Source organism: Kitasatospora sp. NPDC057965, assembly GCF_042887135.1.
Classification (GTDB): Bacteria; Actinomycetota; Actinomycetes; order Streptomycetales; family Streptomycetaceae; genus Kitasatospora.
The window spans coordinates 272,987-297,043 of sequence record NZ_JBHVPZ010000006.1 but is presented as its reverse complement, the minus strand read 5'-3'; the positions used below and the strand labels follow the sequence as shown (position 1 = coordinate 297,043).

16 protein-coding genes are annotated in these 24,057 nt (G+C 72.2%); 9 read left to right on the top strand and 7 right to left on the bottom strand.

From position 1 onward, the window contains the following. Nucleotides 1-130: 130 nt before the first annotated feature. Nucleotides 131-1,435: a VWA domain-containing protein gene (locus ACFVVU_RS10225; protein ID WP_387789106.1), complete on the top strand. Its 1,305-nt coding sequence runs from the start codon at nt 131-133 to the stop codon at nt 1,433-1,435. A gap of 282 nt (nt 1,436-1,717) precedes the next feature. After that, the gene (locus tag ACFVVU_RS10220) at nt 1,718-3,352 is read left to right on the top strand and encodes an alpha/beta fold hydrolase (protein WP_387789105.1); all 1,635 of its coding nucleotides are present in this window, start codon (nt 1,718-1,720) and stop codon (nt 3,350-3,352) included. Nucleotides 3,353-3,477: 125 nt separating this feature from the next. Here the strand turns inward: ACFVVU_RS10220 and aceE are convergent, their stop codons facing one another. The 3 genes from aceE to ACFVVU_RS10205 all read right to left on the bottom strand — a co-directional run bounded on the left by aceE (nt 3,478) and on the right by ACFVVU_RS10205 (nt 8,901). Continuing rightward, nucleotides 3,478-6,132 (bottom strand): pyruvate dehydrogenase (acetyl-transferring), homodimeric type, encoded by a 2,655-nt coding sequence (gene aceE / locus ACFVVU_RS10215; protein WP_387789103.1) that lies wholly within the window; start codon nt 6,130-6,132, stop codon nt 3,478-3,480. A gap of 305 nt (nt 6,133-6,437) precedes the next feature. Next, nucleotides 6,438-7,112: a GntR family transcriptional regulator gene (locus ACFVVU_RS10210; RefSeq protein WP_387789102.1), complete on the bottom strand. Its 675-nt coding sequence runs from the start codon at nt 7,110-7,112 to the stop codon at nt 6,438-6,440. A 322-nt stretch (nt 7,113-7,434) separates the two neighbouring features. Next, complete coding sequence (locus tag ACFVVU_RS10205; RefSeq protein WP_387789101.1) at nt 7,435-8,901, bottom strand: MFS transporter; 1,467 nt, start codon at nt 8,899-8,901, stop codon at nt 7,435-7,437. Between the two features lie 273 nt (nt 8,902-9,174). Here ACFVVU_RS10205 and ACFVVU_RS10200 point away from each other — a divergent pair, with 273 nt between their 5' ends. Further along, nucleotides 9,175-10,098 (top strand): aldo/keto reductase, encoded by a 924-nt coding sequence (locus ACFVVU_RS10200; RefSeq protein WP_387789100.1) that lies wholly within the window; start codon nt 9,175-9,177, stop codon nt 10,096-10,098. A 480-nt stretch (nt 10,099-10,578) separates the two neighbouring features. Here the strand turns inward: ACFVVU_RS10200 and ACFVVU_RS10195 are convergent, their stop codons facing one another. After that, nucleotides 10,579-10,824 (bottom strand): hypothetical protein, encoded by a 246-nt coding sequence (locus tag ACFVVU_RS10195; RefSeq protein WP_380682549.1) that lies wholly within the window; start codon nt 10,822-10,824, stop codon nt 10,579-10,581. Next, the gene (locus tag ACFVVU_RS10190; RefSeq protein ID WP_380682550.1) at nt 10,821-11,975 is read right to left on the bottom strand and encodes an anion permease; all 1,155 of its coding nucleotides are present in this window, start codon (nt 11,973-11,975) and stop codon (nt 10,821-10,823) included. The genes ACFVVU_RS10195 and ACFVVU_RS10190 overlap by 4 nt, the downstream gene beginning before the upstream one ends. A gap of 414 nt (nt 11,976-12,389) precedes the next feature. Between ACFVVU_RS10190 and ftsH the strand changes: the two genes are divergently transcribed. From ftsH to ACFVVU_RS10170, 4 genes are all read left to right on the top strand, one after another. Continuing rightward, nucleotides 12,390-14,405, top strand: a complete 2,016-nt coding sequence (ftsH, locus tag ACFVVU_RS10185) for an ATP-dependent zinc metalloprotease FtsH (RefSeq protein WP_380682552.1) — start codon at nt 12,390-12,392, stop codon at nt 14,403-14,405. Nucleotides 14,406-14,813: 408 nt separating this feature from the next. Continuing rightward, nucleotides 14,814-16,109 carry a glutamine synthetase gene (locus ACFVVU_RS10180; protein WP_387789098.1) on the top strand — a complete coding sequence of 432 codons (1,296 nt, stop codon included), beginning with the start codon at nt 14,814-14,816 and terminating at the stop codon, nt 16,107-16,109. Beyond that, nucleotides 16,099-17,238, top strand: a complete 1,140-nt coding sequence (locus tag ACFVVU_RS10175; protein ID WP_387789097.1) for an amidohydrolase family protein — start codon at nt 16,099-16,101, stop codon at nt 17,236-17,238. The genes ACFVVU_RS10180 and ACFVVU_RS10175 overlap by 11 nt, the downstream gene beginning before the upstream one ends. After that, nucleotides 17,231-18,421, top strand: coding sequence for a M20 family metallopeptidase (locus ACFVVU_RS10170; RefSeq protein WP_387789096.1), 1,191 nt, complete (start codon nt 17,231-17,233; stop codon nt 18,419-18,421). The genes ACFVVU_RS10175 and ACFVVU_RS10170 overlap by 8 nt, the downstream gene beginning before the upstream one ends. A gap of 129 nt (nt 18,422-18,550) precedes the next feature. Here the strand turns inward: ACFVVU_RS10170 and ACFVVU_RS10165 are convergent, their stop codons facing one another. Continuing rightward, nucleotides 18,551-19,378, bottom strand: a complete 828-nt coding sequence (locus ACFVVU_RS10165; RefSeq protein ID WP_387789095.1) for a MurR/RpiR family transcriptional regulator — start codon at nt 19,376-19,378, stop codon at nt 18,551-18,553. Between the two features lie 141 nt (nt 19,379-19,519). Beyond that, nucleotides 19,520-20,794 (bottom strand): ornithine--oxo-acid transaminase, encoded by a 1,275-nt coding sequence (gene rocD / locus ACFVVU_RS10160; protein ID WP_387789093.1) that lies wholly within the window; start codon nt 20,792-20,794, stop codon nt 19,520-19,522. 345 nt (nt 20,795-21,139) lie between these two features. Between rocD and ACFVVU_RS10155 the strand changes: the two genes are divergently transcribed. Then, entirely contained in the window at nt 21,140-22,486 is a 1,347-nt protein-coding gene (locus ACFVVU_RS10155; RefSeq protein WP_387789092.1) for a M20 family metallopeptidase, read from the top strand. Nucleotides 22,487-22,561: 75 nt separating this feature from the next. Beyond that, nucleotides 22,562-23,992: a purine-cytosine permease family protein gene (locus ACFVVU_RS10150; protein WP_387789091.1), complete on the top strand. Its 1,431-nt coding sequence runs from the start codon at nt 22,562-22,564 to the stop codon at nt 23,990-23,992. Nucleotides 23,993-24,057: the final 65 nt, after the last annotated feature.

The window sequence follows — 24,057 nt, the reverse complement described above, 5'->3', positions numbered from 1 at the left end:
GACGGCTCCGTGGAGGAGGAGGTCGGGCGTGGGCGGTCGGTGTCGGATTCACTCGTTCAGATGGTCAGCTGCTCGATGGAGTTTCGGACGGGTCGGTGCCGGGGGCTGCCGGCTCGGCGAGACTGTGGGCATGGCTGAGCGATCGTTGGGTGCGGGTGCGAATGTTCCGGTCGACGTGGGTGTCGTTCGGGTGGAGGTCAGTTGGGTGGGTGGGGTCGAGGTCGATGCGTCGGCGGTGTTGGTGGCGGCGGGGGGACGGGTGCGGGGGGACGGGGACTTCGTGTTCTACAACCAGCCGCAGCATGCGTCGGGTGCGGTGGTGCACCAGGGGAAGGTGGGAGCAGGTGGGGTCGTGACGGATCGGATCGGGGTGGATCTGGCGGGGGTGGAGCCCGGGGTGGAGCGGATCGTGCTGGCGGCCTCGGTGGACGGGGGCGTGTTCGGGCAGGTGCGCGGGTTGGTGTTGCGGCTGGTCGACGCCGGGACGGAGGGGGAGCTGGCTCGGTTCGAGATGGTGGCCGGGTCGGAGACCGTGCTCATCGGCGGGGAGCTGTACCGGCGCGGTGGGCAGTGGAGGTTCCGGGCGCTCGGGCAGGGGTACGCGTCCGGGCTTGCGGGGTTGGCGGCCGACTTCGGCGTCACTGTTGACCAGCAGGGCCAGCAGGGCGGGGGAGCTGAGGAGGCGCGGCTGCCTGACGGGATGCGGGAGCGGTTGTCGCTGCGCAAGCGCCAGGTGGCCGTGAGTCTGGAGAAGCACGGGGCGACGGGCATGGTGGCCCGGGTCGTGCTGGTGCTGGACGCCTCCGGTTCGATGTCGGCGCTCTACGCCCGGGGCGTGGTGGCCGATGTGGTCGAGCGGATGGTGGCGGTGGCGGCGCAGCTGGACGACGACGGGGCGATGCAGGCGTGGACGTTCGCCTCGAACCCGGCCCGGCTGCCGGACCTGCGGGTGGGGGAGTTGCCGGAGTGGCTGCGGCACGTGCGGGTCGGGCAGCTGGGCGGCCTGTTCGGGCGCCGACTGCGCCGGCGCGCCCCGTTGCCCGACGGCGAGGTCGACATGAAGGAGGTCGGGATCGGCAACGAGGAGCAGAAGGTCATCGCCGAGGTCCGGGAGTACGTGCGCCGCAATCCGGCCGGGGCGCCCACCCTGGTGCTGTTCTTCTCCGACGGTGGTGTCTACCGGAACGCCGAGATCGAGCGCGAGCTGCGGGAGGCCGTGGAGGAGCCGGTGTTCTGGCAGTTCGTGGGTCTGGGCCGCTCCGACTACGGCGTGCTGCAGCGCTTCGACGAACTGCCCGGACGGCGTGTGGACAACGTCGGCTTCTTCTCGGTGGACGACATCAGCACGCTGCCCGACCCGGAGCTGTACGACCGGCTGCTGTCCCAGTTCCCGCGCTGGGTCACGGCCGCGCGGCGGGCCGGCATTCTGCGGTAGCCGGAAGGGCGGGGGCGGTGCCCGCGGCGCCACCGCCGAGGGCGCCGGGTCGGGTCGACAGGCCGGACGCGCCGAATGAGCGGCGAAATCGGCACTGTTCGCCGGGAGTTCGACATCGACACCGAAGTACGGGTGCCGCTGGGCCGTTCCGGTGACCGGGGCGCTCCACCGCGGCGGGTGCGGCTCCGGGACGGCGGGGGGAAGGCGGATCGTTGAGGATCGCCTCGGCCGGGTGCCCGCGTGCCCGACCGAGGACGAGTCTCACGCTGCCGAGGAGGCGCCATGACCGAGCCCCACCACAGGCGCATCGCCCGCCGCAAAGCCCGCCGCACCGTCCCCACCGCCGCCGGGCGGCCCCGTCTCCTCCGGCGCGCCGGCGCGGCCGCCCTCGCCCTGACGGCCTGCCTGGCCGTCACCGCCACGACGGCCCTGCCGGCGCAGGCCGCGGACTCCGCCGACGGCGCCCCGGGGCTGGACCGCTACTACCGGCAGCGCCTCGACTGGCACAGCTGCGTCCTCGGCCCGGAGGACCAGGACGGTGCCGCGCTCGAACAGGCCGGTGCCCGCTGCGCGGACGTCACCGTGCCGCTCGACTACCGCGACCCCGGCGGACGCACCGTCACGCTGGCGCTCTCCCGGATCAAGGCCACCGACACCCGCCACCGGATCGGCACGCTGGTGCTCAACGACGGCGGGCCCGGCGGTCCGACGATCGGCGCGCCGCCCCGGGTGCACGCCGCGCTCAAGGAGACCGCGGGGCGCTACGACATCGTCGGGCCGGATCCGCGCTTCGTCGGCCGGAGCGAGCCGGTCGACTGCGGCTGGCCGGTCGGCTTCAGTCTCCGGTCGGCGGGGATCGGCCGTGCGGGTTTCGACCGCCAGGTCTCCTTCCAACGGGACCTGGCGGCAAGGTGCCGCTCGACGGTCGGCGACCTGCTGCCGTTCGCGAGCACCCGCGACGCGGCCCGGGACCTGGACGTGGTCCGGGGCGCGCTCGGCGAGCGGCGGATCTCCTACCTCGGCCTGTCCTACGGCACCTACCTCGGCACGGTGTACACCCAGATGTTCCCCGGCCGCTACGACCGGATGGTCCTCGACAGCGCGCTGGACCCGCGCCACGCCGGACCCTCGTTCATTCCGATCGGGGTGGCGGGCAACGACCGGGCCTTCGCCGACTGGGCGGACTGGGTCGCGGCCCGCCACGACACCTACGGCCTCGGCCGCACCCACGAGGAGGTGACCGCCGGGATCCTGCGGACCGTCGGGACGGCCGCGGCCCGCCCGCTCGTCGTCGGCACCGGCACCGGCGCCGATGCCGTCGAGATCGACGCCTCCCAGGTACCGGCGCTGTTCTTCGTGCAGCTGTCCAGCGACTCCGACGTGGACCGGGCCTCGCTCGCCGAACTGACGGTGCTGCTCACCGGGGCTGCGGCGGGCCGACCGGTCACCGCTCCTCCACAGACCGTCGCGCTGCTGCGCTTCCTGTTCGGCGCGCAGGGGTCCTCGGCCGGAAGCGCCCTCCAGGCCATCCTCTGCGCGGACGGCACCGCGCCCCGCGACCCCGAGTACTACTGGCGCGAGATCGAGCGCAGCCGCGCGGCGAGCCCGCTGTTCGGCCCGCTGCTCGACGACATCACCCCGTGCGCCTTCTGGGACCCCCCGCGCGAGGAGCCCACCGAGGTGCGCCGCGACGCCCGGGCACTGATCCTCGCCGCCACCGGGGACCCGCGCACCCCCTACCGGGACGGCGTGACACTGCACGGCCTGCTGCCGAGCTCACGGCTGCTGACCCTGCGGGGCGCCGACCGGCACGAGCTGTTCGGGACCTACGGCAACGCGTGTGTGGACGACGCGGTCAACGCCTATCTGGCCGGCGGACGCCTGCCGAAGACCGACGTGGTCTGCACCCGCGGGTAGCCGGCCGTCCGTTGGGCGAGGGTCATGGCCACCGTCTGTTCCATGCCCGATGTTCGCGGACCACGGGCGGTCCTGCGGGCCTCGCCCGGGATCAGCGGACGAGGCCCGGTCGGGGACACGGGGGCTCAGCTGCTTCCCGCCAGGCCGTAGTGCCGGGCGGCGAGTTCGGGCGCGTCCGGCTTGACCTCGCCGCGGGCGGCGAGGGTGCGCAGGGCGTGCACGACGATGGACTCGGCGTCGACGCCGAAGTGGCGGCGTGCGTTCTCCCGGTTGTCGGAGAGGCCGAAGCCGTCGGTGCCCATGGAGGTCCACTGCTGCGGGACCCAGGGGGCGATCTGGTCCGGAACGGCGCGCATCCAGTCGGACACGGCGATGACCGGCCCCGGTGCGCCGGCCAGCGCCTCGGTGACGTACGGAGTGCGGCCCTGGGCCTCGGCCTCCATGGCATCCCGGCGCAGCAGTGTCCAGGAGGGCGCCGACCACACGTCCGCGGCGACGTCCCAGTCGGCGGCGAGCAGCTCCTGGGCCCGCAGGATCCAGTGGATCGCCGTGCCGGAGGCGAGGAGTTGCAGGCGTGGGGCGTCCGTGGCGGCCGCTGCGGCGTGCCGGTAGCGGTACAGGCCGCGCAGGATGCCCTCCTCGATTCCTTCGGCCTGCGGCATCGGCGGCTGGACCTTGGTCTCGTTGTAGACGGTGAGGTAGTAGAAGACGTCTTCGGGGGCGTCGCCGTGCATGCGACGCAGCCCCTCGCGGACGATCACACCGACCTCGTAGGCGAAGGCGGGGTCGTAGGGGAGGCAGGCCGGGTTGGTGGAGGCGATGAGGTGCGAGTGGCCGTCGGCGTGCTGGAGGCCTTCGCCGGTCATGGTGGTTCGTCCCGCGGTGGCGCCGACGACGAATCCGCGGCCCAACTGGTCGGCGAGCGCCCAGAACTGGTCGGCGGTGCGCTGCCAGCCGAACATCGAGTAGAAGATGTAGAAGGGGATCATCGGCTCGCCGTGCGTGGCGTACGAGGTCGCGGCGGCGGTGAAGGAGGCGAGTGAACCGGCTTCCGTGATGCCCTCGTTGAGGATCTGGCCGTCGGCGGACTCCTTGTAGTAGAGGAGCTGGTCCCGGTCGACGGGCTCGTAGGTCTGGCCCTTGGGGGAGTAGATGCCGGCGGTCGGGAACAGCGACTCCATGCCGAAGGTGCGGGCTTCGTCCGGCACGACCGGCACCCAGCGCGGGCCCGTCTCCTCCTCTCGCATCAGATCCTTGACCAGGCGGACGAAGGCCATGGTGGTGGCGATCGCCTGGTTGCCCGAACCCTTGGCGAGCGCGGCGAACGGCTTTTCGGCGGGGGCGGGCAGCGGCCGGGCGACGACGCGGCGTGCCGGGGCCGGGCCGCCGAGCGCACGGCGGCGCTCCTGGAGGTAGGCGACCTCGTCGGAGCCGGCCCCCGGATGCGCGTACGGGACCAGGTCAGCTCCCAACAGGGCGTCGGGAATGGGGAGTTCGAGGAGATCGCGCATGACGCGGAACTCCTTGCCGGAGAGCTTCTTCATCTGGTGGTTGGCGTTGCGGGACTCGAAGCCGGGGCCGAGCGTCCAGCCCTTGACCGTCTGGACCATGACGACGGTCGGAGCCCCGCGGTGCTCCAGCGCGGCCCGGTAGGCGGCGTGGACCTTGCGCGGCTCGTGTCCGCCGCGGGAGGTGCCGACGATCCGGGCGAGGTCCCCGTCGCTGTAGGGGCGGGCGAGGCCGGCGAGCGCACCGGTGAACAGGCGCTCGCGGATGTACGCGCCGTCGCGGGCGGCGAAGGTCTGCAACTGCCCGTCGGGCAGGGTTTCGAGGGCGTCGAGGAGCAGCCCGTCGGCGTCGGCGGCGAGCAGGCCGTCCCACTCCACACCCCAGGGCACCTTGACGACGTTCCAGCCGGCCGCGCGGAACTGGGCCTCCAGCTCCTGCATGATCTTGAAGTTGCCGCGGACCGGGCCGTCGAGGCGCTGCAGGTTGCAGTTGACGACGAAGGTGAGGTTGTCGAGCTCCTCGCGGGCGGCGAGCGAGAGCGCGGCCGTGGCCTCCGGCTCGTCCATCTCGCCGTCTCCCAGGAACGCCCACACATGGCTTCGGCTGGTGTCCTTGATCCCGCGGTGGTGCAGATAGCGGTTGAAGCGGGCCTGGTAGATCGCCGAGAGCGGGCCGAGGCCCATGGAGACGGTCGGGAACTCCCACAGCCAGGGCAGCCGCCGCGGGTGCGGGTAGGAGGGCAGGCCGCCGCCGCCCGCTTCCATCCGGAACCGGTCCAACTCGGCTTCGCTCAGGCGCCCTTCGAGGAAGGCGCGGGCATAGACACCGGGGGAGGCGTGGCCCTGGACGTAGAGCTGATCACCGCTGCCGTCGGCATCCTTGCCCTTGAAGAAGTGCTGGAAGCCGACTTCGTAGAGCCAGGCGGCGGATGCGTAGGTGGCCATGTGCCCGCCCAGGCCGCCGCGTTCGTTTCCGCGGGTGACCATCACGGCGGCGTTCCACCGGTTCCACGCCGTGATCCGCGCTTCCATCGCCTCGTCGCCGGGGTAGGCGGGTTCGGCGGCGGTCGGGATGGTGTTGATGTACGGCGTGACGGACTGCGGCGGAAGTGGCACGCCGGACCGGCGCGCGTGATCGACGACCCGTCGTAGCAGTCGCGCGGTGCGCCGCGGCCCGACGGCGCCGACCGCACCGTCCACGGAGGCGAGCCATTCGGCGACCTCCTGCGGATCGGGTTCGGGCAGCTGGTCGAGCTGGTGGTGGGGGGACATGGGCTTTGCCCTTCCGTGGTGCGGGCCGGCCGGAAGCCGGTAGGCCTCCGGTCGGCTCGATGGGACTACTGCTGGCTACTGCTGGCCCATAATGCTCAATGATCGATCAAATATTACTGGCATGGTGCGCAGCACCGTCCTCTGTGCGGCAGGACCCGGGAAGGCGGTCACCGGGGCGCCCGGAGTCGGGGGTCACCGGGCGACGGGCACAGCCGTCGCCCGGCCGCTCGGAGACGGTCGGCGATCAGGCCTCGCGTACGCCCCGGACAGGGGCTCGCCGGCGGCCGTGGAAGCGATCTTCGGTATCAGGTGCTCTTCGACGCGCGCGCGTAGTCCATGACGTGCCGCTCCATGAGACGCCCCAGGTGCGGGTCGCCGCGGAGCAGGCCCTCGGCGATCTCCTCGTGGTCCTCCGCGTTCTCGTGCAGTTCGGTGCGCAGCCACCGCAGGGAGAGGCGGGTCCAGACCTCCACGCCCAATCCGTCCCAGTGCCGGATGAGCACGGGATTCCCGCAGGCGTGGACGATGGCGCGGTGGAAGGCCACGCCGTGCAGGGCCTGGCCGTCGACGTCCCCCTCGGCGGCCGCACGGCGCATCGCGAGCAGATGCCCCTCCAGTGCGGCGGTGTTCCCGGCCAGCCGGGGAGCGGCCAGCATGACGGCACGGCGCTCCAGCGCGGCGCGCACCACGTACACGTCTCGGAGCTGCTCCACGGTCAGCTCCTGCACCCGGGCGCCCTTGTTGGGTGTGGACGTCAGGAGCTCCATGGCCTCCAGATCCCGCAGCGCCTCGCGCACCGGCGCCTGGCTGGTGCCCAGTTCGACCGCGATCCGGCGCTCGACGATGCGGTCTCCGGGCTCCCAGCGGCCGGCCACCAGGCCTTCGAGGATGAAGGCGCGCACGTGCTCGTGCAGGGCGGGCCGCTCCAGTGGGAAGCCAGGCGCGGTCACTCCGGAGGGCCGGGTGGCCGCAGGGCTCATGCGGTCCATGGGATCCGTGGGTTGTGTCAACTCAACTCTCCTCCGCTCACCAGTTGAGCAATGATCGATCATTTCCCATAGTACTCGACCTGAGGATCGCGTCCCCGGCCCGGGGTTCGTAGGCCGTCGTGATCAACGGGCGTGTTCTGGTGAGGTGCTTGAGCGCGGCCCGACGGGTGTGGCGAGGACTCCTGCCGGACGGTGCGGAGCGACCGGACGGCCGTCCTGGTGAGCCGTCCCGGCCGGGGCCGGGACGGTCACGGCCGAAGTCCGCTTTCGCGCCGCGCTCGGGCTTCCGGCAGCAGCACTCCGGCGGCTGCGGTCACCCGGCGGCTGTCCTGCGGCGGGACCGGACCGACAGCGCGATCGCCGATGCCGTGCCGAGGAGCAGGACCGCTACCGCGACCCAGCTGGCGTACCCGACCGCGTAGGTGAAAGCGGCGCGCGGGTCCCGGACGTGGGCGACGCGTTCCTCGAAGCGCGAGGTGATCAGCGTGCCGAGGATGCTGGTGCCGAGGACGGCACCGATCTGGCGGGCGGCGTTGACCGTGCCGCCCGCCTCGCCCTCGCGGCCGTGCGGGACGTGGCTGACGGCGAGCGCGGTGGACGGGGCGTTGGCGAGACCGCAGCCGAGGCCGAACAGGACGAAGGCGGCAGCGTAACCGGTGAACGTGGTGTCCGGTTCGATGCGGGCGAACAGTGCGGCCCCGACTGCGGCCAGCAGAAGGCCCACGGTGATCAGGACTCGGGGACCCAGTCGGCGCAGGGCTATCCCGGCCAGGACCGAGGCCGCGATGAACGCCCCGAATTCCGCGAGGAGTTGGACGCCCACTTGGAGGGCGGTGAGCCCCCGCACCCGCTCCAGCCACATCACCTGGAGGAGGGAGAGGCCGACGAAGCCGAACAGGACGGTCGCGGCCAGCAGGAGGGAGGCGCTGTAGGAGGGGTCGCGCATCAGCCGCAGGTCGACCATGGGGGCGGTGCGGCGCAGTTCGACGGCGGTGAAGGCGGCCAGCAGGAGGACCGCCGCCACGCCGGCGGCCACGGCTCGTGCGGAGCCGTAACCGTGGTGGCCGCCGTCGATCAGCCAGAAGACCAGCAGCGCGAGTCCGGCGATGGCGGTGCACTGTCCCGCCCAGTCCAGGCGCTGGGCCGGGTTGCGGGACTCGGCGACCCGGCCCAGCGCGACCGCCGCGGCGAGGCCGGCCATGACGATGTTGAGCCAGAACGCCGCGTGCCAGGTCCACCAGCGCAGTGCGAGGCCCGCGACCAGGGGGCCGACGGCCAGGCCCAGTCCGGAGGTGGCCGCCCAGGCGGCGATCGCCCCGGCGCGGCGGCGCGGATCGCGGACGGCGTGGGTGATCAGCGCGAGCGAACTGGGGGTGATCAGAGCACCGCCCAGGCCGGCGACCGCCTGGCCGACGAGGACCGTGGTCAGGCCGTCGGCGAACGTCAGGACCAGAGCACCGGCGGCCATCATCGCGGTGCCGGCGAGGAAGACGCGCTTGCGTCCCCATCGGTCGGCCAGCGCTCCTGCGCCGAGTACGCAGGAGGCCACGACCAGGGTGTACATGCTCGGCACCCACACCAGGTCGGCGGGGTTGACGTGCAGGTCGGCCTGGACGGAACCGAGTGTGCCGATGGTCTGCGTGGTCTGGAGGAAGACCGTGAACAGCCCCATGCACGCGGCGGCGAGGACCGGCCCGGGGCGGCTGTCGCGGGCGTTGCCAGGTTCCTCCGCCGCCACCTCATCGGTGGCGCGCGGGTCGGCGGATGGTGAAGCCCTCATTCAGGCCTCCTTGTTCGATCAGGCCCGCAGAACACCCGAGCCGGTTGGTTGGAAAGTAAGACTGACTCACTATAGGGAAGCGGGTTTGAAAATCAAACCGTTAGTCGCCGGGCGCCGGCTTCCGTGCGGACCGCTGACCTCCGAAGGTCAGGAAGGGCTCCGTCCCGCTGTCCTGCCGAACACCGGGCCGGTCTCTGAGATGCTCGGCCAGGCGGTGTCGCGGACCACCCCATCGACACCTACGAGTTGGCCGACCAGAGGAGCTGACCGGGAATGCAGGACAGGATCACCGGACGGATGGACGAACACCGGTGCGGGAACGGGTTCGTGACGATCGCCGACTCGTCCGCCGTCGCCGAGACGGTGAACAGCGCGACCACCCACCGGGTCGGCGGGGTCGAGCTCGGGCTCGGCCTGATCGGCATCGGCCGGCCGTGGCCCACACCGGAATCCGTCGTGTGCCCCACCGAACAGGCCTGGGCCCTGCTCGACCGGGCCGTCGAGCTGGGCGTCCGCCTCTTCGACACCGCCGCCGCGTACGGCCGCAGCGAGGCAGTGCTCGGCGAGTACCTCGCAGGCCTGCCCGCCGACCGGAGGGAGGAACTGCTGATCGCCACCAAGTGCGGTGAAGCCTGGCCGGCCGCGGAGGGCGCCCGGCCTGACCACTCGCTGGGCGCCCTGGAAGCGAGCTTCGAGCGGTCCCGCCGGCTGCTGGGCCGCATCGACCTCCTCCAACTGCACAAGTGCACGGTCGACGACCTGCACGACGAGCACCTTCTCGCCTGGTTCGAGGGCCTGCGGACTTCCGGCGAGGTCGGCGCCGTCGGCGTCAGCGTGTCATCGGAGGAGGCGTTGCGCACGGCCCTCGACGCCGCGGTCTTCGACACCGTCCAGTTCCCGTCGAACTCCGCCAACGCCGGTTTCACCGCCGTGTTCGCCGAGGCCGAGCGCTCCCATCTGCCGCTGCTCAACCGGCCCATGGCGTCCGGTGCACTCGCAGCCGCCGGAAACCCCTTCGCCTTCCACGCGACGGCCTTCCGGCGCGCGGTCGTGCTGACGGGCACCACGCAGGTGAGGCATCTCGAGGCGAACGCGGCGATGTTCGCCTCGGCGACGGCGACGGCCGCGACAGGTCAGGACCGGTGGACGACCACCACGGCTGCACCGCCGGGGAAAGGTGCGCGTTCACCATGGTGATCCCGTTGCAGTAGGCGGTGCCGGCCGGCGTGGGCCGGGTCGGTGACCCGCCCCGCGACGGGGACCCGGGCGTCCGCCGCGAGCGACGCCGCCCCCATCACCGAGACGCGCGCCGCCCGACCCGCCGGCGGCGCCGCCTCCGCATGGCAGGAAGGCCGTGAGCGCATGACCGTCACCGAACCCTCGCCCGTCCAGCCCCCGGTCCGGGCCGTCGGCCGCGCCTCCGGGGGTGGACGGCGCGGCCGGTCGATCGTGCGATCAGCCGCTGAACGGCGGCCTGGTGGGGGCGCAGACCGTACCGGGGGCGGGCGCGGGCGGCGGCCACGTCGCTGCCGTTGCGCAGCAGGGCGCCCGTGGTGGTCCTGCGCCGGGTGCCGGATGACAGCGAGGTCGATCCCGGCGCCGCGCGGGTCGTGGTGATCCAGCGGGACGCGGGCGGTCTCGCGCCGTCGGCCCGCAGCGCCACGGGGCGGATCGCGGTCAGCTGTGGTTGACGATGACGGAGAGGCCCCAGCCGATCGCGGCGAGGACCACGGCGAAGCAGAGAACGGCGACGGTTCGGCCGAGGGGGCCGGCGATGGGCCGTTCGGTGGCGGCCGCGCCCGGCGGGGGCGGGGGGTTGAGGGCGCGCACGCCGATGGCGAACAGCGCGGGCAGGCCGGCGCCGGTGAGCAGTCCCACCACGATGATCTTCCACAGGGCGTTCAGGTTGATCCAGGTGTTCACGGGGTCACCTCGTCGGCGGCGGACGCGGGGATGACCGAGCCGGTCCACGCGTCGTTGACGTTCTCCGGGGTGACGGCCCGGCGCCGGGAGGCGGCGAAGAAGGCGATCGAGGCCAGCACCAGCACAATGAAGATCACCACCACGCCCGCGGTCCCGCCGACGCGGTGCGCGACCCAGTAGGCCAGCGCGCCGGTCACCGCCGCCGACGGGAGGGTGAGCAGCCAGGCCACCACCATCCGTCGGGCGACGATCCACCGGACCTCCGCGCCCTTCCTGCCCACCCCCGTCCCCAGGATCGACCCGGTGGCCACATGGGTGGTGGAGAGCGAGTAGCCGAAGTCGGTGGAGGAGAGGATCACCGCGGCGGAGGCGGACTCGGCGGCCATTCCCTGCGGTGACTCGATCTCGACCAGGCCCTTGCCCAGGGCCCGGATGACCCGCCAGCCGCCGAAGTAGGTGCCGAGGGCGATCGCCGTCGCGCAGGAGGCGATGACCCAGGTCGGGGACTTCGCTCCGGCGTGCAGGGTGCCGTCGGCGATCAGGGCCAGGGTGATGACGCCCATGGTCTTCTGGGCGTCGTTGGTGCCGTGGGCGAGCGAGACCATGCAGGCCGAGCCGACCTGGCCGAGCCTGAAGCCGTGCCCGCGGGAGCCCTCGCGGACGCCTCGGGTGATGCGGTAGACGAGGTAGGTGCCGAGTGCGGCGACCGTGCCGGCGATGAACGGCGACAGGGCGGCGGGCACGATCACCTTGGAGAGGAGCCCCTGCCACTTCACGGCCGAGCCGCCCGCCGCCGCCATCGTCGCCCCCACCACGCCGCCGATGAGCGCGTGCGAGGAACTGGAAGGGATCCCGAGGAACCAGGTCGTCAGGTTCCACAGGATGCTGCCCGTCAGGCCCGCCATGATGACCGTCAGGGTCACCTGGGCGCTGTTGACCAGACCGTTGGCGATGGTCGCCGCGACCGCGGTCGACAGGAACGCGCCCACCAGATTCAGGACCGCCGACACGGCGACCGCGACACGCGGCGGCAGGGCCCCGGTGACGATCGATGTCGCCATGGCGTTGCCGGTGTCGTGGAAGCCGTTGGTGAAGTCGAAGCCCAGCGCGGTGGCCACCACGAGCGCCAGGACCACGTCGTTGCCGGTCACGGGCACGAACGTAGCGCCTCCGGCCCGCCTGCCCGGTCGCGACACCCGGATATTCCTGACATGCCGGACATTGCGGGGCGCCCTTCGGTCGGACCGGCCACGGTGCGGGAGAGCGTCCCTTGCGCCCCGGGCCGTGACGTCGTGAGCGAGCAGGTGCCGGGGCTTGCCCGCGGATGCGGCACGCAACCGGGCGGGACGCCGGCTCCGGCGAGGGTCCGGATCTTGATCAGGTCGACGGCGTCGTGCGTGCCGGAGCGCCGGCAGGCCGACGCGTCGCGGTCGGGTTCGAGGAGCAGTCCCTCGCCACTCGAAGGGGCATGCGATTCTCTCGTCGTTCCCGGTGGTCGGCCCGCTCCGGTCGGACGGCCGTGCCGTCGCCCGGTCGGCGGTGGACCATGGAAGCGGAGGCGCACGATGGACAAACGCGATCGCTTTCCCTTCCTGCACCCGACCGGGAGGGCGAAGCCCGGGCTGCCGCCGGACCTTCCGCAGCCCGCCAAGCGGGCACAGCCACCGCCGCCGGGCCGGCGGCGGTGGCTACTGCCGGTCACCATCGCCGTGACGCTGCTCCTCGTCCTGCTGATCCGGGTCCCGTCGGGGTCGGCGAACCGGTACTCCTACACCGACTTCACCGGCAAGGTCGGCGCGGGTCAGGTGAAGACGGTCGAGATCACCGACAAGGGCGCCGTCAGCGGCACGCTGAAGGACGGGACGAAGTTCACCACCCAGCTGCCGACCGCGCTGGACAGCAGCGGGCTCACCCGGCAGCTGGAGTCCCAGCAGGTCGAGATCACGGCGAAGCCGGCCAGTGGCGGGTCGCCGCTGACGACCCTGTTCCTCTTCCTGCCGCTGATCGTCCTGGTAGGGCTGTTCCTCTGGTCGGGGCGGGCGGCGAGCAGGGCGATGACCGGCGGTCTGAGCGCGATCGGGCGCTCCCGGGCGAAGATCATCGAGGCGGAACGGCCGGGCACCCGGTTCGCCGACGTCGCGGGCTACGAGGGCGTGAAGCAGGAGGTGAGCGAGGTCGTCGAGTACCTCCGGAGCCCCGAGCGGTACGCCGCCGCAGGTGCGAAGGGCCCGCGCGGGGTGATCATGGTCGGCCCACCGGGTACGGGCAAGACGCTGCTCGCCCGTGCCGTCGCCGGGGAGGCCGAAGTGCCGTTCCTGTCGGTGACCGGATCCGCGTTCGTGGAGATGTTCGTGGGTGTCGGCGCCTCGCGGGTCCGCGACCTGTTCGAGGAAGCACGCAAGCGGGCGCCGTCGATCATCTTCATCGACGAGATCGACGCCGTCGGTGCCCGGCGTGGCGGGGGAGCGAGGCTCGGCGGGAACGACGAGCGGGAGCAGACCCTCAACCAGCTGCTCGCCGAGATGGACGGCTTCGACCAGAGCGTCGGCATCGTGGTGCTCGCCGCGACCAACCGTCCCGATGCCCTCGACCCGGCGCTGCTGCGGCCGGGCCGCTTCGACCGGCAGGTCACGGTTCCGCTGCCGAACCAGGCCGAGCGGGCGGCCGTCCTCGCCGTCCACGCACACGGAAAGACGCTGGCCGACGACGTCGACCTGGACCGCACCGCTCGGGGCACGCCCGGCTTCTCCGGGGCGGACCTGGCGAACCTGGTGAACGAAGCCGCCATCAACGCCGTGCGTTCCGGCCGCACCGTCATCACGGCGCAGGACCTGGACACGGCACGGGACCGGATCCTGCTCGGCCGCCGGGAATCCTCCAACGCCCTCCTTCCCGAGGAGCGGCATGCGGTGGCCGTGCACGAGTCCGGCCACGCGCTGATGGGCGCGCTCTGTGAGCACGCCGACCCGGTCGCGAAGGTCACCATCCTGCCGGCCGGCATGGCCCTGGGCGCGACCCAGCAGTTGCCCGAAGCCGAGCGGCGTCTCTACAGCCAGGGATACCTGGAGGACCTGCTGACCGTGCAGCTCGGCGGCCGGGCGGCGGAACTGGTCGTTTTCGGTGAGGGTTCCAGCGGGGCCGCCAACGACCTCGCCAACGCGACCGTCGTCGCCACCCGCATGGTCCGGGAGTTCGGTCTCTCCGCCGCCTTGGGGCCCGTCGGCTACACGGCCGGCTCACCCCAGTACCTCGGCGAGAGCCTGGAGGACCGGCTGGGCCGTCCCTACTCCGAACAGACCCAGCGCGCGGTCGACGAGGAGGTGGCCCGGCTGCTGCGGGAGGCGGAGCGGCGGGCGGTGGACCTGCTGCGCGGACACCGCCGGCAACTGGACGAACTCGCCGGGCGGCTGATGTCGGAGGAGACCGTCGACGGGAAGGCCGTGCTCGCCATTCTCGGCACCGGGCAGCCGCCGCCCACCTCGCTCCGCAAGCCGCAGGACCCCTCCCCGGTTCCCCCGCGGGACGGGACGGCGGCGTCCGCCGAACGCCCCGGGGACACCGGCCGGGGAACAGGGGACTGAGGGGGCAGTCCGCGGACCGGCCGGCCGGCGGGGATCCGGTGCCGCGTCGGACCCACGGGCGCCGCTCGTCGTGTCCTGCGGGGCGTGCGGCATCGGGGCATGCGCCTGCCCCTGTGGTCGTCGGCGGCCGGGGCCCGGCGCACCGCCCGGGTGGTGCGGGGGTGGGACGACGGGACTGACGATCCATCCGATCCGAGAATCCATCCGATCGGCCCTGCCTCTCTCGGCCTGCCGCCGACCGTCCGCGCGGGCGGAGCGGCACGCCGGGTGCGCTGCACCTGTGAGTGAAACAAAGATTCCGTACCGTTTGCCCTTGACCGTGAATGAAAGATTTGTAACTCTCACTGGTGTCTGCGGCCCGCCCGCGCATCCGCGTCACGCGGACGCGGCCCGATCGAAGAGGTAGACATGAGTTCTTCATCCACGGTGTTCGTGGCGACCAACGACCTGTCCGGATTCACGCGTGGGCGTGCGGCACCGGGCAACGCCGCCGACGGCGTGCTGCGGCGCGGGGTGGGATGGGTCCCGGCCGATCTCGCGGTGACGGCGTTCGGGGAGATGGCGCCGAACCCGTTCGGGGCGACCGGTGACCTGAGGCTGCTGCCGGCCGAGTCCAGCGGCGTGGACGTACCCGCCCGGGGCGAGGTGCCGGGGGTGCGTCTGTATCTGGCCGACCAGGTGCTGCCGGACGGCACGCCGTGGGACAACTGCCCGCGCACCTTCGCCCGCAGGGCCCTGGAGGACTTCCGGCGGGCCACCGGGCTGGAGGTGGTGGCCACCTTCGAGCACGAGTTCATGATCCCCGGGCTTGACAGCGGCGCCCCGTTCTCCTTCGCCCGATTCCGCTCCGTCGAGCCGTTCGGCGGCGAACTGGTGGCGCTGCTGGACCGGATGGGCCTCGAACCGGAGACGTGGCTGCCGGAGTTCGGCACCGACCAGTTCGAGATCACCCTGCGCCCGGCCGACGGCATGACCGCCGCGGACCGCGCGGTCGTCCTGCGGGAAGTGGTGCGGGACCTGGCGTCGCAGCACGGATTCCGCGCCACCTTCGCGCCACTGCTGCACCCCGAGGGCAGTGGCAACGGCGTGCACGTCCACCTCTCGCTGCGCGACGCGGCGACCGGGCGCCCGGCCCTGTTCGACGCCTCGCGTCCCGGTGGACTGTCCGAGCTGGGCGGACGGTTCAGCGCGGGCATCCTGCGCCACGCCAAGGCGCTGCTCTCGTTCACGGTGGGTAGCCCCAGTTCGTATCTGCGCCTGGCGCCCGAGCGCTGGAGCTCGGCCGGGGTGTTCCTGGCCGAGCGCAACCGGGAGGCCCTGCTGCGGATCTGCCCGACGAGCAGCCTGGGCGGCGGCGTGGCGGCCGACCAGTTCAACCTGGAGTACCGTGCCGCGGACGCGACCGCCAACCCCTGGCTGACACTCGGCGTGCTGGTACGCGCCGGACTGCAGGGAGTGGAAGCCGGCTACCCGCAACCGAGGGTCTGGCCCGAGGAGGCCGGGGGAGCGGACCTCGCGGAGGTCCCCGCCCTGCCGCGCGGCCTGGAGGAGGCCCTCCTCGAACTCGACAAGGACGACGTGGTGTCCGGCTGGTTCTCCGCGGAACTGCTGGAGACGCACCGCTCGGTGAAGCGCGCGGAGATGGCCGCGGTCTCGGGTCTGGACGAGCGGGACGTGTGCGGGCGGGTCGCCGATGTCTACTGAGCTGCGCCACCGCATCGCCACGCTGCCGCTGGTCGATCACCACGTCCACGCCTCGCTCGCCTCGCCGGTCTCCCGCGCGCAGTTCGAGATGCTGATCACCGAATCCGACCGCCCGCTGCCGACCGGGGTCACCCAGTTCGACTCCCAGATCGGGTTCGCCATCCGCCGTCACTGCGCACCGCTGCTGGGTCTGCGCCCGCACGCGTCCGCGGACGCCTACTGGGCCGCGCGCTGCGAACGGACCCCTGAGCAGCTGTCGGACCTCTTCCTCGCCGCGGCCGGTGTCTGTGACTGGTTGTTGGACACCGGTTTCAAGAGTGAGGAGCTGCTGTCGCCCGGCACGCTCGCCGAGCGCCTGCCCGCCCGGTTCTCCGAGATCGTGCGCCTGGAGACCGTTCTTGAGGACGTCGCCCGGGGGAGCAGCGCGGCGCACCTGGCCGAGGACTTCCGGGCGGCGCTCGGTGCGGCGACCGCGTCGGCGGTCGGCCTGAAGTCGATCATCGCCTACCGCTATGGTTTCGACTTCGCTCCCGAGCGCCCCGGCGCCCAGGAGGTGGAGCGGGCGGCCGGCGCCTGGCTGCGCGAGCTGGCGGCGGGTGCTCCCGCCCGGGTGAGCGACCCGGTGCTGCTGCGCATGGCCCTGTGGACGGGCGTGGACACCGGTCTGCCCTTGCAGTTGCACACCGGGTACGGTGACCCCGATCTGGATCTGCGGCGGTGCGATCCGCTGCTGCTGATGCCCTGGCTCAAGGAGATCGAGGGCACCGGGACGGACGTCGTGCTGCTGCACTGCTACCCGTTCCACCGCAACGCGGGGTTCCTCGCCCAGGTGTTTCCGCACGTCTACTTCGATGTGGGGCTGGGGGTGAACTACACGGGCGCCGCCTCCACGGCGGTGGTCGCCGAGAGCCTCGAACTGGCCCCCTTCACCAAGGTGTTGTACTCCTCCGACGCCTGGGGGCCGCCCGAGCTGCATCACCTGGGCGCGGTGCTGTGGCGGCGCGGCATGTCCCGGGTGCTCGGCGGCTGGGTGGAGGAGGGCGAGTGGGCCGAGGCGGACGCCGTCCGTGTCGCCACGATGATCGGACGCACCAACGCGCAGCGTCTCTACGGGCTGCCCCATGACTGACCCGACCGAGCACGCAGCGCTGTGGTCCGCCCTGGAGCGTCACCTGCCCGCGGCGCTCGACCTCAGGCGCCGGCTGCACCGCCGGCCCGACCTCTCCGGTGACGAGGCGGCGACCCGGGACCTGGTGCTGGCCGCGCTGCCCGGCTCCGGTGGGGCGGTGAAGGCGGCCGAGACCGGCGCCGTCCTGCGCATCGGTGGGCCGGGACCGGCGATCGGGGTGCGCGGGGAGATGGACGCGCTGCCCGTCGCCGAGGACACCGGTGTGCCCTGGGCGTCGGACCGGCCGGGTGCGATGCACGCGTGCGGTCATGACACCCATCTCGCCGCGCTCGTCGCCGTGGCGGGGGCGCTGGCCGAGACCGGGCCTCCGGTTCCCCTGCTCGCCGTGCTCCAGCCGCGCGAGGAGACCTACCCGTCCGGGGCGCGGGACATCACCACCAGCGGTGTCCTCGAATCCGAGCGGTGCGCGGCCATGGTGGGCGTCCACGTCCAGCCGCTGCTGACCCGGGGAGAGGTGGCGTGCACGGCGGGGGGCGTCAACGGCTCGTCCGACGAGTTCGAGATCGTCGTGCGGGGCAGGCCCGGACACGCGGCGTACCCTCATCTGACCAATGACGCCCTGCTGGCGCTGTCGGAGGTCGTGGTCGCGCTCCAGAGCGTGGTGAGCCGGTCCGTGGATCCGATGGCTCCCGCCGTGGTGGGCGTGTCGTCGTTCACGGCGGGCAGCGCCGCGAACGTGATCGCCGGCACGGCACGGGCGACCGGGACCGTGCGGGCGCTGGCGTCCTCGACCAGGGAGTTGATGCACCGGCGGATCACGGAGGTCGCCGAGTCCGTCGCGCGGGCGCACGCCTGCACGGCGTCGGTGACCTTCACCCACGGGGAGCCCGTACTCGACAACGACGCGGTCCTGGCGGGGAGCATCGCGCGCGAACTGGACCGCCGGGGGCTGTCGGTCTCGCGGAACCTGCGCTCCCTGGGGTCGGACGACTTCTCGTACTTCTGCGAGCTGGTGCCCTCGACGATGCTGTTCGTCGGCACGGGCACCTCCGAGCCGTTGCACTCCTCGCGCTTCCTGCCCGATGACGCGGACGTACGTGCCCTGGCAGCCGCGTTGATGGCGGCGTACCTGGGAGCGGTGGCCGTCGTGCGGGACCGCGCCGGCGCCGTCGCGTCCGGGTAGCGGACCACCGGTTCCACGGCCCAGGGGCCGGGCCACCACCGCAGCGGCGGTGATGGCCCGGCCCCGGTGCTGCGCGGGTTCCGCGCAACAGGACACACGCGCACTCGGGCGGTGGTCGCGGCCGTGCGTTCAGGCGTGCTCGATCGCCGTCTCGAACCGTTCGATGCGCCGCCTGCCGGCCGCGCCCGCGGCATCCGTCACCGCCGCCACCAGGCTCTCGCACAGTGCCATCGCGGCCACCAGGGAGTCGAACGGTGAGGCGGACTCCACACGGGCGGGCAGCACGACCTTGGCGAGCTTGGCGATGGGGGAGAGCCAGTTGTCCGTCATCAGGCACACGGTGGCGCCCCGGGCGGCCATGCCCTCGCTGAAGCGGAGGCTGGACTCGCTGTAGCGGCGGTAGTCGAAGATGAGCAGGACCGTGTTGGCGTCGGCGTCGGCGAGCGCCCTGCGGCGCTGCATCTCCTCCGGGCCGACCACGTCGACGTCCGCGCGCAGCTGCCACAGGTGGATGACCAGGTACTCGGCCAGCAGCCGGCTGAACCGGCCCCCGGTCACCCGCACGCTGCGCGACGGATCGCCGAGCAGCTTCACGAGGGTGGCGAACTCCGAGGCCGGCAGATCGGTGTAGGTGGCCTCCAGCAGCTGCGCGAAGGCCCGGTGCGTCTGCGGGAGCACTCCCTTGGGGGAAGCCGACGCCTTCTCGGCGTACTGCCGCAAGGGGGAGCCCAGTTCCCCGTTCAGCTCATGGACCAGGGCGCGCTGGAAAGCGGGGAATCCGGTGAAGCCGAGCCGGGTGACGAAGCGGACCACCGTGGCCGAGCTGACCCCGGCGCCGGCGGCGAGGTCCGCGACGGTGGTGAGGCCGGCCGTGGGGTACTGGGCCAGCACCGCCCGGGCGACCTTGCGTTCACCGTTGCTCAGCTCGTCCATGGCGGAGAGCAGAAGCTTCCTCACCGACGTGTGGCCCCCCGGAATCGTCTCCATTCTTCAAGGTTACCAAGGCAAGGCGCATGCTGAAACGTTCGTTACACCAGCGGGTCCCGCGCCCGCGAAGCGGGAGCCCGCCCCCCTGCAGGGGGGCGGGCGGGCGCGTCGTCAGCCCCGCGCCGTGGCGAGGACATCGCCCAGGGCGTCCACGAGCAGGTCGATCTCGTCCTCGGTGGCCACCAGCGCGGGGGCGAAGCGCACGGTCGAGCCATGGGTGTCCTTGGCCAGGACGCCGCGCCGCAGGAGGCCCTCGCATGCCTCGCGTCCGGTCATCAGCGCGGGGTCGATGTCGACTCCGGCCCACAGCCCCCTGACCCGCACGGCCAGCACTCCGGCGCCGACCAGTTCCCGCAGACGGGTGTCCAGCCGCTCGCCCAGGACGCGGGCGCGCTCCTGGTACTCGCCCGTCGCCAGCATCGCGACCACTTCGTGGCCGATGGCGGCCGCCAGGGGATTGCCACCGAAGGTCGAGCCGTGGGTGCCGGGGGTGATGACACCGAGCACGTCGTCGTCGGCGGCGACCGCGGAGACGGGGTGGAGGCCGCCGCCCAGGGCCTTGCCGAGGACGTAGACGTCCGGGACGACCTCGTCGTGGTCACAGGCGAAGGTGCGCCCGGTGCGGGCCAGGCCGGACTGGATCTCGTCGGCCACCATCAGCACGTCGCGGCGTGTGCACAGCTCGCGCAGTTCCCTGAGGAATCCGGGCGGCGGGAGGACCACGCCGCCCTCGCCCTGCACGGGTTCGAAGAGGACCGCGACCACCGTGTCGTCGATCGCGTCGGCGAGCGCCCGGATGTCGCCGTACGGCACCCGCGTGAAACCGGGTGTGAACGGCCCGTAGTCGTCGGTGGCGAGCGGGTCGTCGGAGAAGCCGACGATCGTGGTCGTCCGCCCGTGGAAGTTGCCGCTCATCGTGAGGACGGTGGCCCGGCCGGCCTCCACGCCCTTGGTGACGTAGCCCCACTTGCGGCTCACCTTGATGGCCGTCTCCACCGCCTCGGCGCCGCTGTTCATCGGCAGGACGCGGTCCTTGCCGGTGAGCCCGGCGAGCGCCTCGGCGAACGGGCCGAGCTGGTCGTTGTAGAAGGCCCGGCTGGTCAGGGTCAGCCGGTCGAGCTGCTCGTGGGCGCACCGCAGCAGGCGCGGCGGGCAGTGACCGAAGTTCAGGGCGGAGTAGCCCGCCAGGCAGTCGAGGTAGCGGCGCCCGTCCACGTCGGTCACCCAGGCGCCGTCGCCGCCGGAGAGGACGACGGGCAGGGGGTGGTAGTTGCGCGCGGCGAAGCGCTCCGTGCGCTCGATGTGTTCCCGCGCTGTCCGTGACGGGGTCGGCGCGCCCGCCGCCGCGTGGCCGAGGCTTGCGCGTCCTTCGCCGTTCCGGTCCATCCCGGCCTCCGCCTTCCCGGCCGCCGACACAGGACGGCCGAAATTCTGGGTTCATGTGATGACTTTGACACCTAACATGAAATATCTCTTTCATTCAAGGCTGTGGGGGCGGGTCGCAGGAGCGGGTCGACGGTGCCGCCTGTTCGGGTGCTCGGGGGTGGCCTCCCGGCCTCGGGCGGCGTCGCGCCCGGGCTTCTCCGGCACTCCGTGGATGTAACATCCATTACGGAATCGGCTATTGACATGTGAAACCTATCACCTGTTTCATTCTGGCCAAGCGGCGAGGTCCCCGGCACCGAGACGGTTGCGAGCGCCGCAGTTCCCGAGCGCGCCAGTGGAGGCGTCATGAGCTCCCCCGAAGAAACTTCCCAGTTGAACCGCCTGATGTCCGTCATCGACGGGCTGCGTGACGAGATGACGGCGAGCCTGCAGGAACTCGTCCGGATCCCGTCCGTGAGCCCGAAGTACCCCGGCATCGAGTACAAGGACCATGTCGGCCGCGAGGGCGAGGCCACCGCGCTGCTCACCGGCCTCTACCGCCGCGCCGGGGCGTCCGTGGATGTCTTCGCGGTGGAGGAGGGCCGTGACAACGCGGTCGGCCGGATCACCGGCAAGGGTGAGGGAAACTCACTCATCTTCAACGGCCATGTGGACGTCGTCCCCGGTGGGGACCCCGCCGAGTGGACCAAGGCGCACCCGTTCTCCGGCGAGGTGATCGGTTCCCGGATGTACGGCCGCGGGACCACCGACCAGAAGTCCGGGCTCGTCGCCCAGGCCTACGCCGCGATCGCCCTGCGCGAGGCCGGGATCGAACTCGGCGGAGAACTGCAACTGCAGTGCGTGGTCGGCGAGGAGACCGGCGATCACGCCTGCGGAACGGGTGCGGTGGTCGAACGCGGCTACCTGGCGGACGCGGCGGTCGTCTCGGAGCCGAGCGCGCCGCCCACACCGCTGTCGATCGTCGTGGCCAGCCCCGGACTGCTCTGGTTCTCCGTCACGGTCGAGGGCAAGAAGGTGCACGGCTCCATGCGGGGCGCCACCATCCACCCCACCCAGCCCGGCGACGCGATCGGCGTGAACGCGATCGACAAGGTCGTCCTCCTCTACCAGGCGCTGCGCGCACTCGAAGACGAGTGGGCCCGCACCCAGCGGCACGACCTCTGGTACAACGGCCACTTCTCCCTGCTGCCCGGCGCCATGCGCGGCGGCCCCGGCGACCTGACCGTCCCCTTCGCCCTGTCCGACACGGCCACCATCGAGTACGGGGTCATGTACCACCCCGAGCGCTCCGCCGAGGACGTGATGGCCGAGATCCAGCGCGCCGTCGACCGCGCGGCGGACGCCGACCCGTGGCTGCGGACCCACCGCCCGCGCTGTGAGTGGAAGCTCAACTGGGACCCCTTCGTCACCTCGCCCGACGACACCATCAGCCAGGCCGTCGCCGGCGCGTACCGGACCGCGGCCCAGGGCACCGGCTTCAGTGACCAGCCCTCCTACACCGGGCTCTACGGCGTGTGCGACGCGACCGTGTTCACCCGCACCGGCGTGCCGTCGGTCGTCTTCGGCCCCGGCGACCTGCGCGTCGCCCACGGCAACGACGAGTACGTCGATCTCGACGAGGTCTGGCTCGCCGCCCGTACCTACGCCGTCCTGGCCACCCGCTGGTGCGGGACCGCCTCCCCCGTCTCCTGACCCGGACGGACCTCCTCCTCGTCGGCCGCCCCCACCCCCGGCCGCTCCCCGCGCCCCGGACCAGAAGGCTCACCCATGACCACTGACGTCCCCCACAGACAAAGCTCCGACGACAACCCGTCGCCGGCGTACCGCCAGCCGAAGTCGGTGGAGCAGTACGGCCTCGAACCCATACCGGACGACCAGCGGACCGTGCGCTGGTACGACCTGTTCCAGATCATCTTCAACGTGATGCTCAACCCCGGCCTGATCCTCATCGCCGGACTCGCGGTGGTGTCCGGGCTCTCCTTCTGGGCCGCGGTCGTCGCCCAGGTGCTGGGCGTCCTCATCGCCTTCTGCGCCTACACCGTCATGGCCACCGTCGGCGTCGACTACGGACTGCCCGGGATCGTCTCGACCAGGGCGTTCCTCGGCATCGCGGCCTCGCGCTGGCTGATCTCCCTGCTGCGCGCCGTCAGCTCGGCCTTCTGGTTCGCCTTCCAGACCCTGGCCGGAGCCATGGGCATCCTGGCCGTGCTCGACGCCTGGCTCGGGGTGAGGCCGTCGCTCATCGCCGTCAGCATCGCCTTCGCGGTGCTCCAGGCCTCCGTCGCCCTCTTCGGCTACGAATCCCTCAAGTGGCTGTCGAAGGTCGCCTTCCCGGTCAAGCTCGTCATCCTCGGATACCTCCTGTGGCTGCTCGCCAACCACCAGGCGCCGGGATTCGCACCGAGCGAGGTCTTCGCCTACTCCGGCTCGGCCGGCTGGAAGTGGGCGGTGTTCGCGGTCTGGGTGAACTCCATCGCGGCGGCGTGGTTCAGCCAGGTGACGGACGCGGCCGACTGCTGCCGCTACTCCAAGTCCCGCAAGGACATGTGGATCGGCACCATGGCCGCCGCGCTGCTCGGAACCGCCGGGTCCGCCTTCTTCGGCGCCTACGCCGCCGCCGCGACCCTCGGGACGACGGCGAACGCCTTCGAGGTGATCCCCGGCCTCGGCGTCGGCCCGGTCACCCTGATCCTCGTCCTGGTCGTACTGATCCTGGACAACTGGACGATCAACGTACTGAACGTCTACACGGGCGGCCTGGCACTGACGAACCTCGCCACCCGACTCGGACGCTTCTGGTCGACCCTGGTGGTGGCCGCCGCGGGATCGACACTGGCCGCCTTCCCCGCGCTCATCGACGGGTTCAGCGACTTCATGTCGGCGATGGGCAACGTCTTCGCCCCCGTCGTCGGCGTCCTCCTCGCCGACTACCTCGTCATCAAGCGCGGCCGCATCGACGTACCGGCCCTCTTCGACCCCCACGGCCCCTACCGCTACACCGCCGGCGTGAACATCCCCGCCCTCGTCTGGTCCGCCGTCGGCGCCCTCACCTTCCTGGCCCTGCCCGACACGATCCTCCCGATCCCCCTCGTGGCACTCGCCAGCGGAGCCGGCTACGCCCTCACGGCCAAGGTGCTCGCCGCCCGCCGGCACGCAACCGCCCCCGGCGAACTCCGGCTTCCCACCCACAGCGCATGACCGGACGTCCCGCGCCGCAGCGGTCCCGCACCTCCTGACCGACCACATCACCGAACCCACCCGGG

What these genes read in the sequence shown, in the direction of transcription:
- ACFVVU_RS10225 (WP_387789106.1), top strand. Translation starts at nt 131, where the DNA reads ATGGCTGAGCGATCGTTGGGTGCGGGTGCGAATGTTCCGGTCGACGTG.
- ACFVVU_RS10220 (WP_387789105.1), top strand. Translation starts at nt 1,718, where the DNA reads ATGACCGAGCCCCACCACAGGCGCATCGCCCGCCGCAAAGCCCGCCGC.
- aceE (WP_387789103.1), bottom strand. Translation starts at nt 6,132, where the DNA reads ATGTCCCCCCACCACCAGCTCGACCAGCTGCCCGAACCCGATCCGCAG.
- ACFVVU_RS10210 (WP_387789102.1), bottom strand. Translation starts at nt 7,112, where the DNA reads ATGAGCCCTGCGGCCACCCGGCCCTCCGGAGTGACCGCGCCTGGCTTC.
- ACFVVU_RS10205 (WP_387789101.1), bottom strand. Translation starts at nt 8,901, where the DNA reads ATGAGGGCTTCACCATCCGCCGACCCGCGCGCCACCGATGAGGTGGCG.
- ACFVVU_RS10200 (WP_387789100.1), top strand. Translation starts at nt 9,175, where the DNA reads ATGCAGGACAGGATCACCGGACGGATGGACGAACACCGGTGCGGGAAC.
- ftsH (WP_380682552.1), top strand. Translation starts at nt 12,390, where the DNA reads ATGGACAAACGCGATCGCTTTCCCTTCCTGCACCCGACCGGGAGGGCG.
- ACFVVU_RS10180 (WP_387789098.1), top strand. Translation starts at nt 14,814, where the DNA reads ATGAGTTCTTCATCCACGGTGTTCGTGGCGACCAACGACCTGTCCGGA.
- ACFVVU_RS10175 (WP_387789097.1), top strand. Translation starts at nt 16,099, where the DNA reads ATGTCTACTGAGCTGCGCCACCGCATCGCCACGCTGCCGCTGGTCGAT.
- ACFVVU_RS10170 (WP_387789096.1), top strand. Translation starts at nt 17,231, where the DNA reads ATGACTGACCCGACCGAGCACGCAGCGCTGTGGTCCGCCCTGGAGCGT.
- rocD (WP_387789093.1), bottom strand. Translation starts at nt 20,794, where the DNA reads ATGGACCGGAACGGCGAAGGACGCGCAAGCCTCGGCCACGCGGCGGCG.
- ACFVVU_RS10155 (WP_387789092.1), top strand. Translation starts at nt 21,140, where the DNA reads ATGAGCTCCCCCGAAGAAACTTCCCAGTTGAACCGCCTGATGTCCGTC.
- ACFVVU_RS10150 (WP_387789091.1), top strand. Translation starts at nt 22,562, where the DNA reads ATGACCACTGACGTCCCCCACAGACAAAGCTCCGACGACAACCCGTCG.